The following is a 15,166-nucleotide window of genomic DNA, read 5'->3' as shown; positions in this document are numbered from 1 at the left end:
ATGGCGGCCGAGGATCGACCATCAGGACCTGACATCCGAGTCTCAAAATTCAAGACCTGACCCCATGATAGAATAGGGGAGGCGTTTGACGAGGAAAGGGGTCAGGTCTTGAATTTTGATACACCCGAGTACCGAAACCTCGATACCCGATCCCTTGGAACAAAGCGATCCGGGATCATGGCGGCCGAGGATCGACCATCAGGACCTGACATCCGAGTCTCAAAATTCAAGATCTGACCCCATGGGGGAGAAAGGAGCGCCATGGACATGCGGACGGTGGCCGGCGAGTGCCTGGAGATGTGGAGGAATCCCTATCCCCACCTGGCCCGCCTGCGGGATGAGGGTGAGAGGCCAGTGGCCTTCTTCTGTTCCTATACCCCGGAGGAAATTTTGCACGCGGCGGGGCTCACCCCGGTGCGCCTTATGGGCGCCGTGCGCACCATAACCCACGCCGACGCCCACCTGCAGGCCTACTGCTGTTCCCTGGCCCGCACCGACCTGGACATGGCCCTGGCGGGGGAACTGGACTTCCTGGAGGGAGCGGTTTTCGCGCAGACCTGCGACACCATGATGCGCCTTTCCGACATCTGGCGCCGCAACACCTCCTTCCCCTTCCACGGGGACCTGGTGCTTCCCATCCGCATGGGGGAGGAGATCTCCCTGCCCTTCCTGGTGGAGGAGGTGCGCCGCTTTCGCAAGCAGGTGGAGGATTATCTGGGACAACGCATATGGGACGATGCCCTGGAGGAGAGCATCCACGTCTATAACCGCAACCGGCGGCTGGCGGACAGACTGTACCGGATGCGCCGCGAAAAACCGGGAGTGCTGGATGGCCTTATGGCCACCGCCTGCCTGGTGGCTGGGTTCTGGATGAGGCGGGAAAAACACAACGAGCTTCTGCACCAGATTATGGAAGACGCGGAGGCCGGGGAGGCGGGAGATACGGAAAGGCTCCCCCTGCTGGTCAGCGGGAGCGTCTGCGCCACCCCCGATCTCTACGAGCTCCTGGCCGAGCTGGACGCCGAGGTGGTGGACGACGACCTATGCTGTGGACACCGCTATTTCGACGCTTACGTCGACGAGAGCATATCCCCTGAGGAAGCCATCGCCCGCCGCTTGTGGCAGCGGGTCAACTGTCCGGCAAAGCATCAGTGCCTGGAGGACCGCGCGGAGCGCCTCCTCAGGCAGGTGGGGGACAGCGGGGCGCGGGGGGTGGTCTTCTTCCTGCAGTCCTTCTGCGAGCCGCACCTCTTCGACATCCCCTACCTGCGGAACCGACTGCAGGAGGAGCTTGGTGTTCCCTCCCTGGTCCTGGAGAGCGAGCTGCAGTCCTTCTCCCGTGGGCAGCTGCGGACCAGGCTGCAGGCCTTCCTGGAAACCATTCGGGGGGTGTGAGGCGGCGGCCTGCAGGCGGTGAGGGAGGTCGGAAAAGGCGGGCGCGGTGCCGGGCACGGGGGTTTAAGGGGGCGACAACGCGTGCGAGGCGTAAGGCATGATATGGGAAATTATTCCATGAAAAAATGAACCGCGTATACGTGATTGGTTCCAAGGAGGTTCGGGGATGAGCGCGGAGGAGCACAGGGAAGAGAGGGACAAGGAAGATAAGGAAAGGCGGCGCATCAAGTCCGGGGCGGCCATGCGGGACCTGATGACCAAATATTACATGGAAGCCAAGGCCGCCGAGGGGACGGACAGGCACATCGCCTGGATAACCAGCGGGGGGCCGGTGGAACCCCTCATCGCCTTCGGCGTCATCCCCGTTTACCCCGAGAACCACGGCGCCATGTGCGGAGCCGCCCACATGAACGTGGAGCTCTGCGAGGTGGCGGAGTCCCGCGGCTTTTCGCGGGACCTGTGCTCCTACGCCCGAGGGGACATCGGGAGCGCCATCACCAGGGGAGGGCCCATAGGAGGGCTGCCGCGGCCCACCTTCCTGGTGTGCTGTAACAACATCTGCAACACGGTGTTCAAATGGTACGAGGAACTTTCGCGTTTCTTCGACGTCCCTTTGTTCATCTTCGACACGCCCTTCGTTCGCGGCGATTTGCCGTCTCACCACCTGGATTACGCCCGCCGCCAGATGGAGGAGTACATTTCCTTCCTGGAAAGGATTACCGGCCGGGAGTACGACGAGGCTCGCTTCGTGGAGGTGGCGGCCAAGTCCCTCTACGCCTCCGGCCTGTGGGCGGAAGTGCTGGCCTGCAACCAGCATCGGCCGGCGCCCATGACCTGCTTCGACGCTTTCATCCTCATGGCCCCCATCGTCACCCTGCGGGGAACCCAGGAAGTGGTCGATTTCTACCAGGGCCTCCTTAAGGAGATGAGGGAGCGCGTGGAGCAGGGCATAGGTATACTCCCTTCCGAGAAGTACCGGCTGCTATGGGACAACATTCCGGTCTGGTACGAGATGCGCAATCTAGGGCGGCTTTTCATGGAATTAGAGGCCTGCCTGGTGGCGGACACCTACACCAGCGCTTGGACCTTCCAGGAAGTGGAAACCGAGGATCCCCTGGAGGCCATGGCCGCCATCTACACTGAGGTCTACCTGAACATCAACCTGGAGCGCATGGCAGACAAGATCGAGTCCCTAGCCCGGCGCTTTGAGGTGGACGGCATGGTCATGCACTCCAACCGCAGCTGCAAGCCCTATTCCCTGGGCCAGTACGACCTGGCCAAGGAGTTCACCCGGCGTACCGGTAAGCCCGCCCTGATCATCGAGGCCGACCATACCGACTCGCGCTGGTATAACCGTGCCGAGGTGGAGGGCCGTATCCGCGACTTCGTGGAGAACCTCCTGGCTGAAAGCGTAACCGCCTGACAGGGCGCCAGGGGCCGGCGGCATGGAAGAAGACGTATTGACCGGCCTTTCCGAGGAGGAGGCCGCCCGGCGCCTTAGAGAAGAGGGCCCCAATCTCATACCCTCCGCGGAGAGAAGGACTTCCACGCGCATATTCCTGGACATCCTCCGGGAGCCCATGTTCCTCCTCCTGGTGGGGGCGGGCTCCATCTACCTCCTTCTCGGTGACCTTCGCGAGGCCCTGGTCCTTTTGAGCTTCGTGGTCCTGGTCATGGCCCTCACCTTCGTCCAGGAACGGAGGACGGAGCGGGCCCTGGAGGCCCTGCGCAGCCTCTCCAGCCCCCGCGCCCTGGTGATCAGGGAGGGGAGGAAGTGTCGTATCGCGGGGGTGGAGGTGGTGCGGGGGGACATCCTGCTCCTCTCCGAGGGCGACCGGGTGCCCGCCGATGCCGTGGTGTTGGATTGCGTCAACCTCACGGTCGACGAATCCATGCTCACGGGGGAGTTCATCCCCGTGCGCAAGGTGCCTTGCGAGGGGGAGCCGCAGATGGGTATCCCGGGAAGGGAGGGGCAATCCTCCGTGTTCGCCGGCACCCTGGTGGTGGGGGGACGAGGGATAGTCCGGGTGCAGGCCACGGGTCCCCATACCGAGATGGGGAAGATCGGCAGGGCCCTACAGGAGATATCCCCCCGGCCCATCCCAATCCAGGAGGAGACCCGGAGCATGGTCGTGCGCCTGGCCTTCCTGGGTGTGGCGACCTGTCTCGCGGTCTTCCTGATCTACGGTTCCACCCGGGGAGACTGGTTGAAGGGCCTGCTGGTGGGAATAACCCTGGCCATGGCCCTCCTCCCGGAGGAGTTCCCGGTGGTGCTAACCGTCTTTCTGGCCCTGGGCGCCTGGCGCATGTCCCGCTACCACGTCCTCACCCGGCGCATCCCGGCCGTGGAGGCCCTGGGTTCCACCACCGTACTCTGCGTGGACAAGACGGGCACGCTGACCCAGAACCGCATGACCGTCACCCACTTGGTGGTGGATGACGAGATACTCAGGGTCGAGGATCTCACCGGCGACGACCTCCCGGAAAAATTCCACGAGCTCCTCGAGTTCGGGGTCCTGGCTTCGCAGAAGGACCCCTTCGAGCCCATGGAAGTGGCCATCTCCGGTATGGGCGGACGTGCCCTGGACGGCACCGAGCACCTGCACCTCGACTGGAGCCTGGAAAGGGAATACCCCTTGTCGGATGAACTGATGGCCATGAGCCATGTCTGGCGGTCCCCGGGCGGGGACCGGTACGTTATCGCCGCCAAGGGCGCGCCGGAGGCGGTGATGGACCTCTGCCACCTGGGAGAGGAGGAGAGGAACGCCGTCCAGGCCAGGATAGAGGAGCTCTCCGGGGAGGGGTTGCGCCTCCTGGGGGTGGCCCGGGCTGATTTCCGCAGGGAGGAACTTCCCCGGGACCAGCACGATTTCGATTTCCACTTCCTGGGACTCATCGGCCTGGAGGATCCGCTGAGGCCCGGGGTGGCGGAGTCGGTGGCCGAATGCTACCGGGCCGGTATGCGGGTGGTGATGATCACCGGCGACCATCCGGGAACGGCGCTGCGGGTGGCGGAAAGAGCAGGCATCCGGCACGACGGGGAGAGTGTCACCGGACCCGAGCTGGAGGGGATGGAGGAGGAAGAGCTGCGCCGCAAGATAGCTTCGGTGAACGTATTTTCCCGCACGGTACCGGAGCAGAAGCTGCGCTTGGTATGCGTCCTGCAGGAGCGGGGGGAGGTGGTGGCCATGACCGGCGATGGGGTGAACGACGCGCCTGCCCTGAAGGCGGCGGACATCGGGGTGGCCATGGGGGGCAGGGGCGCAGACGTGGCCCGGGAATCCGCCGACCTGGTGCTCCTGGACGACGATTTCCCCTCCCTGGTCCGGGCAGTGCGCTGTGGCCGGAGGATATACGAGAACCTCAGGAAGGCCGTGTCCTACATCATCGCCGTGCATGTCCCCATCGCGGGGATGACCCTGATCCCGGTCTTCTTCAGGCTTCCCCTGGTATTATCTCCCATCCACATCGCCTTCCTGGAGATCCTCATCGACCCTTCCTGTTCCCTGGTCTTCGAGGCGGAGCCGGAGGAGGAAGGCCTCATGGAGCGACCGCCGCGCTCCAGGACGGAGCGCCTCTTCAGCCGCCGCAACCTGGCCCTCGGGTTCCTGCAGGGGTTGACCGCCCTGGCCGCGGTGTTCACCGTGTTCCTCATCGCCTACCTGCGGGGCATGGAGGAGAGCGAGGTGCGGGCCCTGACCTTCGCTTCCTTGGTGCTGTTCAACGTGGCCCTCATACTGGTGAACCGTTCCTGGGAGAAGATGGTATGGCAATTGCGAGGCAGGAAGAACAGGGTAGCGCGGTGGATCGTCCCCGGGGCCCTGGCCATCCTGGCCCTGGTCCTCTACATCCCCACGCTCAGGAACCTCTTCGATTTCGCCCTCCTCTCCCCCGTGGACCTGGCCATCTGCCTCGGGGCGGGCATCCTGGGTGTGGGATGGTTCGAGGTCTTCAAAGCGGCGAAGGGGAGGAAGGCCGCTTCCGGGCCGGACGGGGATGATACCCGTAGGGGCGGGGAAAGCGGAGTGGAACGGTGATGACGGCCGGCCTCACCGGCTCCGGGGGGAGGGCAAAGACGGGGTGATGGTTCTCCACCACCCTGGTCACCTGGCTGATGTGCAGCCAGTTGGGGCCGTGCACCACGGGTTGCTTCTCGTTGACCTCCACGTAGATCTCGTCCAACCGGTCCACCACGTCCAGGTAGTTGGCAAACAGTCCCAGGTTGAGGTAGCCGTTCCTGTCCATGGGACCCGTCTGCGCCATGAGCTTGCGGTAACCGATGTCCTCCGTGGCCAGCCGGGTGACCTGGTGGAAGTGATAGGGGGTGTGGGTCGTCAGCCCCGCGGCCATGGCCGAGCGGTACCTGGACCGACCTCCGGTCGGTGGGGAAAAGCTCCATGTGTGCGGGATTCAGCGGGTGAGGACCTGCCCTGCCAGGACCTCCCGGTGGCAAGTGCCCTTCTCCAGCACCGGCTTGCCGTTGATGATCACGTACTCTATTCCCGACGGTTCCCGGCGGGGATGGTCAAAGGTGGAGTTATCCCTGATCTCCTGGAAATCGAAGACCACCAGGTCGGCGGCGGATCCCTTTTTAATCACGCCGCGGTCCTCGAGTCCGTAGCGGGAGGCGGCCATCCCGGTGCAGCGGTGGACGGCGTTCTCCAGCGAGTAAAGCCCTAGCTCCCGCACGTAATGCTGGATGATACGGGGGAAGGTCCCGTAGGCGGTCTGGGGCGGGGAGCCCTTCTCGGGAAAGAGGACGTCCGCCCCCACCGAGAGCTGGGGGTGCTCCTGCCCGCGCAGGAAGACCTTCTCCGACCACGGACGGGGAGGCATGCCCATGAGGAAGACCACGGACCCCTCTTCCTCGATGGTAAGATCGGCCAGGAAATCGAAGGGGTCCTTACCCGCTTCCCGGGCCAGGTCAACTATGCGTCGCCCCTCCAGGTGCCGGTTCTTCTCGCTTCCTACGGAGAGGATGGAGAGCATCTTCCAACCCAGGCACTTGATGTAGTTGGAGGCCCACGACCCCGGTTCCCAGTGGGGCCACCTGGCGGTGACCGTCTCCACGTCGCGCCTTATCCGGGCCCGCTCAACGGGGTCGCTCAGGCGCCTGAGAAGCGCGTCCGTCCCTCCTTCCAGGGCCCAGGGTGGATAGAGCTGGGTGACGGTAGTGTTGCCCATCACGTAAGGGATGAAGTCCAGTCCCACGTCCACCCCATCCTCCAGGGCTCGATCCACGATGTCGTAGGCCTTGAGGAGGACCCGGTTGGGAATCCCCGGGAGGGGAACGATGCGGTTGATCCTCTCCATCAAGCCGGCCACCTCGTAGACCAGGTCGGCCGCCCGTCCCAGGTTGGGCACGCACATGAAATGGCTGATCTGCAGGGAGGATCCGCTGCGCCGAGCTATCTCCACCGCTTCCTCCACGGCGCGGTCGAAGGTGTCGGTCAGGGAGCGCACGTGGGTCACGTAGCGGCCGTTGTATTCCCGGCTCACCCGGGCCAGCTCCACCAACTCATCGGTATGGGCATACATGCCCGGGAAGTAGGTGAGCCCCGTGGAGAAGCCGCGGCAGCCGGCCTCCATGTCCCGACGCACCAGGTCCTTCATCCTCTCCAGCTCCTCGGGCGTGCAGAAGCGAGCCTGGGAGCCCATGACCGCTATGCGTACGGGTCCGTGCGCCGAGAGGGGTACAAAGTTGATGGGGAGTCCCCGCCTCCGCAGCCATTCCAGGAACTCGCCCTGAGTCTCCCATTCCGGCTGGAAAGTACTGGAAACTCCCATGCTGCGCAGCGTGGAGCGGAAGAGGTCCCCGTGTTCCCGGGGCCAGGGGGCCAGGGACCAGCCGCAGTTGGAGACCACGCAGGTTGTGATGCCCTGCCTCACGTAGGGCTCGAAGATCTCCCGGTAGTCGTCCCGGATGACGTACAGTTCGTTATGGCTGTGGATGTCGATGAAACCCGGGGCCACCACTTTCCCCGCCGCCTCGATGGTCAGGGCGGATTCGGTGCCGGGCAGGTTTCCCACCTCAGCGATCCTACCGTCTTTCACCGCGACATCCGCCACCCGGGACGGCCCATCCGTCCCGTCCACCACTCGGCCCCCACGGATCAGGATGTCGAACATTTCCAAACCTCCTGGTTCCACGCCGCAAGGACGCTTCCTTCCGTATTCTAACCGCTCCGGATCGCTATCTACCATGTCTTCCGCACGGGACCATGCGTTTGCCGGGTCCCGGCAGCCTGAAGTCCTCGTGTACCGGACTTGTCCCGAGAGTTCTTTCACGGCCTCGGAAAACCCGCGAAGATACCTGAACGGCGGTGATCTCAGGTGCTGCGGATGAAGTCCACCACCACCGCGGCCAGTTCCTCCCCTTTGTCCTCCTGCAGAAAGTGGCCCGCTCCCTGGATGGTGACGTGATTCCGCCCCGCGGCGCCGGGGATGGAGGACTGCAGGAGGATGTCTCCGCCGCGGGTTATGGGGTCCCCGTCGCTGAAGGCGGTGAGAAAGGGCTTTTCAAACCGGCGCAGACTTTCCCAGGCTCTCCGGTTGTCCTCGGCCGCGGGGTCGTCCGGGGTCACCGGAACCAGGGAGGGGAAGATGCGCGCTCCCTCCTTGTAGCTTTCGTCCGGGAAAGGAGCTTCGTAAGCGGCCACCACCTCGGGCCGCAGGGTAGTCAGGCAGCCGGACTGGATGATCCTTCCAATGGGCAACTCGGGCACCTCCTGGGAGAATCTTCTCCAGTTCATGAAGGCCTCCCCCAGGGGATAGTCCCCGGTGGGCAGGCCGGTGTTGGCGGCCACCACGCGGGAGAAGAGTTCGGGCTGTTCCGCAACCAGCCGCAGGCCGATAAGCCCTCCCCAGTCCTGGCAGACCAGGTTGATATCCTGGAGCCCCAGCCGCATGAGCCACTCCCGCATCCATACCACGTGGCGGCGGTAGCTGTAATCCTCGCGCCTGGCAGGCTTGTCCGAGCGTCCGAAACCCACCAGGTCGGGGGCCACGGCCCGAAAGCCGGCCTTCACCAACACTGGGATCATCTTCCGGTAGAGGTAGGACCAGGACGGCTCGCCGTGGAGCATGAGCACAACCTCTCCTTCCGGGTCCCCTTCGTCCAAGTAGTGGATGCGGAGGGAGCCGCCCTCGCCGTCGGGGACCTCCTGGTAATGGGGCTGGAAGGGATAGCCCGGCAGGTCCTGGAACCTTTCCTCGGGAGTGCGCAGTATATCCAAGATCCCTCATCTCCTCTCTTTTCCGGATTTCGTCCATCGTTTCCCGGCATTGCGGGTTTCCCGTGGGTCGGCGATCATTCCATGCTTGGCCGCATAAACTTCTCATCCCCCGTCTTGCATTGCCTGTTTTTTCACCGCCCCCGGTTCCGGGCGATTGATGATGACCGTTACGTTACTCCGGCTTGACCGGGGAGTTATCGCTCGGCACATCCCCGGTGTCCTCTGCGGGACGAGGTCCTGATCTCAGTTGCATTCGCCCCGTTGCCCACAGGAGTTGCCGCTCGGGGAGCCATCGGTATCCTCCGCCGGCCGAAAATAACCTTTTCCCAGGGCTCGGAAATATTGTAGATCACCCGCACATTCGTTGCATGTAGGTGATGAAAAATCACGCGCCTTAATTTTCCCCATCCTTATCCCGGTGGTCTGGCCTTTCCGTTCATAACCCACGAGAGAAATGGCTATACGCCAGAACGAATAAGAGATACCGCGGAGGTAAGCGATTCAATGCGGGCGGGTTGAATCCCTCGTGTTTCCATGAAAGGGATAAACCGCCACGGGGAGCAAACCCTGTAAAGTCCTCTTTAACGGGAGGAAGAGGTCGTTTTGGTGTCCGCGTGTCAGGAATTTCGATTGACGTATTCATGTTTGACGGCGGCAAAAGGACGCTTGGTCGGCCGGCTGAGACCGGAACCGTCGGAAAGAGATCGGTCGTGGTGTTATGATTTAGTCACCTGCACCAGGGGGTTGCGATGGTGGTCGAAGAACGGAACAGCGGAGGTGATAAACATGGCTTACGCCTATGGTACCAAAGAATGGGAGGAAGCATTCGATGGGTTGGTGAACGACCTGATGGAAATTGAAAGGCCCCCTTTCATCATGGGCACGCCGGCCTGGATAGGGCATTACCAGAAGCTCATCCGGGAGGACGAGGTCTACCGCGGGTTGGCCAAGGGCTGGGAGGGATCGGTGGTCATCCACATCCTGCCGGAGCCGACGGTGGGCTTGAAAGACGACATGTACCTCATGCTGGACTTGTGGAATGGGGAATGCCGCTCCGTGCGCCTGGTCCCCAGGTCGGTGGGTGAAGCCGGGGACTACGTGCTCACCGCGGATTATCATCGCTGGAAGCAGGTGATGACTGGGGAATTGGACGCCACCAAGGGGATGATCCAGGGCAAGATCAAGCTCAAGGGAAACCTTCCCACCATCGTCCGCTACGCCAAGGCGGCCACCCGCCTCACCGAGCTGGTGGGTATGGTGGACACCATCTTTTTGGACGAAATGTCACCGGAGGAGGTGGAGGCCATCAAGCCCTGGGTGGATTTCTTCAGGGAGGAGTTCTCCCTTTCCGCCTGAGCCCGCCAACCACTTTACGATGGGGAAGAATGCCGCAGGGAGCTAGTTCTCCCAGCGGGGTTCGTGTGCTCTGGCTCCTACATTCGAGCAGCGGAACGCCCCTCCTCTCGGGAAGGCAACATTTCCCATCCCGTTTCCCGCCCAGGGCCGGTTGTATTAGAATCGATGCGAAGGGAGGGAATGCCGGTAAACAAGGGAGTGATGGGGGATGTTCTGCAGGGGTGATTCTATCTCTATCCCGGTAGGGACCCGGAGCACGGGAACCTTCATCCTGAGCGTATTTCTTTCCTTCCTGCTGGTCATGGTCCCACTAACAGGAGTCCTGGGCAGCCAGGCTGCGGGGCCGGTAACGGCCACGGCGGGGGAGTTCAACCCCGAAGGTTCCCTTCCCGAGGCGGCCAAGCGCATCAACCAGCTCATCTATCCCACGTTCGGGTTCCCCGCCATCGTGCCGCGGGGCTCCAGGCTGGTCATCGAGTGGGACTGGCGCAAGGGGTTGTCCGGCGCCCCCCGGCCGGATATCGAGTCGGTGAACCGCCCCGAGGACTGGGAGGTCTGGGTGACCACGGCGGTGGCGGCCAACGTCCAGAACTACGACGGCACCGTCCCCGGCTCTCCGGAAGACCCCCCGCCCCAGTGGTACCGCCTGGGAGGGTCTTCCTACGGGACTTACCCGCACCCGGTGCACACGGTGGTCAACACCCGGCGGCTGAAAGTGTCGGGGGTGACGCGGGGGTACAGCCGGCGCTGGCCAGAAATCTTCGGCCAGCCCGCCTTCGAAGTCGACCACATTGAGGTGGAGGTGCCCCTGGACGTGCCCCTGGACCTCTACGACCTCCACGTGCGCTGTGTCTCCGACCGCGTCGACCCGGCCTTCCGCATGGCCGACCTTCAGCCGCACGCCCTGCAGGTGATCGATTCCTACCGTGACGACCTGAAGATCGTACACATCACCGACACCCACGTCTACGGGCCGGAGATAAGGAACGGACTGAACCTGGATTACAACTCCTTCGAGCTGCGGGAGCCCCGCCCCGGAACGCCTGACCGCTTCGACCTCTCCGTCTTCGGGTACCCGGGTTTTCCCATGGACCTGGACGGCGATGGCAAGACGAACGAGGGAGCCATCTACCTGCAGGAAGAGCTGCAGGCCATCAACCTCATGGACCCTGATTTCGTGGTCTTTACGGGGGACGCGGTCTATGCCCAGAAGAACTTCAATACCTATCCCAAGGACACCTGTTTGTGGGGAGACATCAACGGTGACCCGGGCAGCGAGTACCGCTTCGAGTACACCTGGTGGTACGACGAGCTGCTGGCCCTCAATGTGCCTGTGTTCTGCGTCCCCGGGAACCACGACGGCTACTGCTGGGACGGGCATGCCCTGGAGCATGACGACGGCCAGGAGATCTGGCAGGACCTCTTCGGTCCCCTCTACTATTCCTGGGATTACGGGGACATGACCTTCCTGGCGGTGAACACCCTGGACTGGGAAAAGGTGGACGCCGATGGCCCGGAGCCCTTCCTGCCCGAGGACACCAATCCCCTCCTCTGGGCCCTGGCCACCACCCTCTTCCCGGAGATGGCCTGGGACTACGACGACCGGAACGGGTTCCTGGCGGATTTTACCAGTATATTCCTCCCCCTCAAGGTCATCATCCCCCACAAGTGGCACGGCCAGTTGAGAGGGGACGGCGACCCCTGGGAGTGGGAGCCCTGGCCCTGGGGGCCAGACCCCGACGGTGACGGTTTCACCGGGCAGCTGGCCTGGGTGGAGCGGGAGCTGCAGCGCGCCCAGGCGGAGGGCAAGAAGCTGAAGGCGGCCTTCATGCACCACGATCCGCTGCGCCCGGCGGGATCTCCACCGGAGACCTTCGCCAACGCCAAGGAGTTCGGGCTGGTGGAGCTGGCGGCGGGGGAGGGGGAAGGGTCCCAGGCCCTCATGTACCTGCTCCGTAAGTACGAGGTCGCCTTCGTGGCTTCGGGACACACGCACAGCGACGCCATCAACCGCGTGCCCTGGTCTCCCTACGGGAGTTCCCCGGGAGAAGTGGTATGCATCAACACCACCGGGGCGGAGATTCCCGTGGATGGTAAATCATTCCTCCTGGACCGCACCGTGGAGGGATACGCGGGCTACCGCCTGATAACCATCCGCGACGGCCGCCTCTCCGGATGGGGGTTCGCGGGAGCGGAGGGCGACCCCGACCGCAAGTGGTCCATCCCCGGCTGGGAGGGACTGCAGGTGGGAGCCGGCGAGGTGAACGACTATGCGAAATACCGTTCCGGAAGGCCGGTCCTGCAGTGGATGGAGCAGGAGGATTCCGAAAATCCCGCCTATTCCCGCTCACCCCTGAAGAACGGGGAGGGCACCTTCGACCGTCCCCTGCCGCTGAACCGCACCGGTCCCTACAGCCGGGTAACCTGCAGGATAAGGAACACGTTGAACCAGCCGGGGGCCGTCCTTGACCTCACCGGGTGCCGCTTGGAGATCCCCATGATGTACCTCCGCGGGGGAGCTTATTATGCGGTGGGCAACGGCCGCATCTTGGAGCAGTACGATGCCGATTCCGGGGAACGCATGGTGGTGGTTCTAGCCGACGTGCCGGGAGGGAGCGTGCTCCCGGTGGAAGTGTACGTGGCTGGGAGGGACCGGCGCGGGCCGGTGGTGGAGGAGGCCAGGATCAACGATGGTGGGGGCACCACGGACCGCCTGGAGGTGACGCTCGTTTTCCGGGCCCATGACCGGGGAGCGGGACTCATGGACCTCCGCGTGTCCAACCGGCCGGACTTTGCAGGCTCGAGATGGATACCATGCCGCGACGGGCAGACCCTGGCTCTCCCGTGGAGGCTGGAGGAAGGGCCACCGGGGTGGCGCCATGTCTATGTGCAGTTTCGGGATGCCGCCATGCCGGGCAATCTGCGCACCGTGAGGCTCAGGGTCCGCTACCTTCCGCCTTCCTGATCCGTTGGGGCGGTTGGATTGCGGGGACAGAAGGTAATCGAGCAGGATGAAAGACCGTGGCCCAAGGAGGTGACATGCATCCGCTGGAGACCATAATGAATCCCGGGTCCATCGCCTTCTACGGCGCCTCCAACAACCCGCTGAAGATGGGGAGCATGCAGCTGGCCAACCTGCTGGAGAGCGGGTTCGAGGGAGCGGTCTACCCGGTGCACCCCACGGAGGAGAGAGTCATGGGGCTGCCCGCCTACAGGAGCGTCGCTGAGATCGGCCGCCCCGTGGACCTGGCCCAGCTGGTCCTGCCTACCGAGCTGGTGCCTCGCATCCTGGAGGAGTGTGGGAGAGCCGGGGTGCGCCGGGCGATCATCATCTCCGGGGGCTTCAAGGAGGTGCAGGACGGCAGGGGGCGGGAGCGGGAAAGGGCCCTCAAGGAAATCGCTTCCAGGTACGGCATCCGCTTCCTGGGTCCCAACTGCGTGGGGGTCATGAACCGCCTGCATTCCCTGAACACCACCACCATTCCCGAGCCTCCCTTCGGGGGCGGCATAGCCATCGCCTCCCAGTCGGGTGCCTATACCTCCATGCTCAACCCCTACCTCAGGGCGCAGGGGATGGGAATATGCCAGACCATCAGCGTGGGCAACGAGGCCGACCTGGACCTCGTGGACTGCCTGGAGTATTTCCAGGAGCAGGATGAGGTGCGGGCGGTGGGGCTCTACGTGGAGACCGTGCGCCGCCCGGAGAAGTTCATCTCCGTGGCCAGGGAGACCGCGCTTCGTAAGCCGGTAGTGGCCGTCTACGTGGGCGGCACGGAGGCCGGTTCCCGCTCCTCCCTCTCCCACACCGGGGCGGTCACCGGCCCGGACGAGCTCTACGACGGGCTTTTCCGGCAGGCGGGGGTGATCAGGGCGGCGGACATGGACGACATGCTGGACATGCTGTGGGCCCTTTCCACCCTGCCGACGCCGCCCGGTCCCCGCGTGGCGGTGGTGACCAATTCGGGGGGCCCGGGCACCTCGCTCGCCTATCACTTGGAGAAGGCAGGCCTGGAAGTACCCCTTTTCTCGCCTGCCCTGCAGGCCAGGCTCAAGGAGATGACCGGCCCCCTTACCTCGGTGATCAATCCCGTGGACATCACCTTCGAGACCAACATCGCCATCTACAAGCAACTGGTGGAGGAGGCCTTCCGCTCGGGGGAAGTCGACGGGGCGGTGGTGTACGGGATTTTCGGGGCCGCGGACATGGGGACCAACCTGAAAAAGCGGCTTCCGGAACTGGCCCCCATGGAGGATGCCTGGGACGAGCAGTTCCTCGCCTTTCTCCCGCGACTGGCGGAGGTTCCCTCCGAGCATGGAAAACCCCTGGTGGTCATGTCCTTCCTGGGGACCGCCAGCCGGACCATCCGCTGCCTGGTGGAGAACGATCTTCCGGTCTACTCCTCGGCCTCGCGTTGCGCCCTGGCTTTGCGCAGCCTGCTGGATTACCGGGAAATCAGGACCTGGCTGGAGGAGATGCCTTAGCCAGTTACCACGACGAACGCCACTGCGCTTTCCGTTGCCGTCAGCGGGTCGGTTCTATCTCTTTGAAGAGCTCCTCCATGGCCTTTTCCATCTCCGCCTCGGACTCGGGGAGGGAGATCCTCCAGGCTCCATCCTCGGTCACCAGGATCATGTTGAATTTCAGCTCCGACTCGAAGGCCTTGAGCTTGAGGGTCAGCGGGACCCAGGCCTTATCTCCGGAGATGTCGGGGTGGCCGACGGAATAACTGTCTATGCTCTCCGAAAACCCCTCCACGAGCTGAGACTTGTCGCCCACTTCCGCCTGGCTTTCCCGGTCCAGGAGCTTGAAAGCCGTGTCCGCGTCCTCCGCCAGGGAGGCCTCGATGAATTTCACCACCACGGTATCCGGACCGCCGATGACCTCGGCCTTCTTGCCGCAACCGGGCAGGACCAGGCAGCCCAGGATTGCCAGGGCAGAAAGGGTGATAGCGAAGAACAACCTGAGCTTCAAGACACCTCTTTTCCTTGGCCTGCTTTGACCCTAAGTCAATCGTCCTACATTCAAGAATGATATATCCCTCCTGGTTTCATTTCAAAGCGTTGCGGGATAAATTGAGACGAAATGCCGGTTTTTCGGTATGGGCAACCACGGCATCCCCTTCCGGGGGAGAGCCCTCGATCCTTATCTGCGGGACCGGTTTCGCGGGTGGGAGGATAAG

At 63.5% G+C, this 15,166-nt stretch carries 10 protein-coding genes; 6 read left to right on the top strand and 4 right to left on the bottom strand.

What is annotated here, in order from left to right:
- Positions 1-261: 261 nt before the first annotated feature.
- From QME84_12215 to QME84_12205, 3 genes are all read left to right on the top strand, one after another.
- A complete protein-coding gene (locus QME84_12215; protein MDI6875029.1) occupies positions 262-1,395 on the top strand; it encodes a 2-hydroxyacyl-CoA dehydratase family protein in 1,134 nt (377 codons plus the stop codon).
- Positions 1,396-1,561: 166 nt separating this feature from the next.
- Positions 1,562-2,818 (top strand): 2-hydroxyacyl-CoA dehydratase, encoded by a 1,257-nt coding sequence (locus QME84_12210; protein ID MDI6875028.1) that lies wholly within the window; start codon positions 1,562-1,564, stop codon positions 2,816-2,818.
- 22 nt (positions 2,819-2,840) lie between these two features.
- A complete protein-coding gene (locus QME84_12205) occupies positions 2,841-5,432 on the top strand; it encodes a cation-translocating P-type ATPase (protein ID MDI6875027.1) in 2,592 nt (863 codons plus the stop codon).
- On the opposite strand, the gene QME84_12200 is transcribed toward QME84_12205, so the two are convergent.
- The 3 genes from QME84_12200 to QME84_12190 form a co-directional block, all read right to left on the bottom strand.
- Complete coding sequence (locus tag QME84_12200; GenBank protein MDI6875026.1) at positions 5,347-5,805, bottom strand: hypothetical protein; 459 nt, start codon at positions 5,803-5,805, stop codon at positions 5,347-5,349. The two genes, QME84_12205 and QME84_12200, sit on opposite strands and share 86 nt — an antisense overlap.
- Positions 5,806-7,524, bottom strand: coding sequence for a D-aminoacylase (locus QME84_12195; GenBank protein MDI6875025.1), 1,719 nt, complete (start codon positions 7,522-7,524; stop codon positions 5,806-5,808).
- 200 nt (positions 7,525-7,724) lie between these two features.
- Positions 7,725-8,630, bottom strand: a complete 906-nt coding sequence (locus QME84_12190; protein MDI6875024.1) for a haloalkane dehalogenase — start codon at positions 8,628-8,630, stop codon at positions 7,725-7,727.
- 786 nt (positions 8,631-9,416) lie between these two features.
- Between QME84_12190 and QME84_12185 the strand changes: the two genes are divergently transcribed.
- From QME84_12185 to QME84_12175, 3 genes are all read left to right on the top strand, one after another.
- Positions 9,417-9,986, top strand: a complete 570-nt coding sequence (locus QME84_12185) for an SCP2 sterol-binding domain-containing protein (protein ID MDI6875023.1) — start codon at positions 9,417-9,419, stop codon at positions 9,984-9,986.
- Positions 9,987-10,194: 208 nt separating this feature from the next.
- On the top strand, positions 10,195-12,951 hold the full coding sequence (locus QME84_12180; GenBank protein MDI6875022.1) for a metallophosphoesterase family protein: 2,757 nt from the start codon (positions 10,195-10,197) through the stop codon (positions 12,949-12,951).
- A gap of 74 nt (positions 12,952-13,025) precedes the next feature.
- Complete coding sequence (locus QME84_12175; protein MDI6875021.1) at positions 13,026-14,468, top strand: CoA-binding protein; 1,443 nt, start codon at positions 13,026-13,028, stop codon at positions 14,466-14,468.
- A gap of 40 nt (positions 14,469-14,508) precedes the next feature.
- Here the strand turns inward: QME84_12175 and QME84_12170 are convergent, their stop codons facing one another.
- Complete coding sequence (locus tag QME84_12170; protein ID MDI6875020.1) at positions 14,509-14,958, bottom strand: hypothetical protein; 450 nt, start codon at positions 14,956-14,958, stop codon at positions 14,509-14,511.
- Between the last annotated feature and the right edge of the window lie 208 nt (positions 14,959-15,166).

The organism is Actinomycetota bacterium (assembly GCA_030019255.1).
Classification (GTDB): Bacteria; Actinomycetota; Geothermincolia; order Geothermincolales; family RBG-13-55-18; genus Solincola_A.
This window is presented reverse-complemented; position numbering and strand designations above follow the sequence as displayed.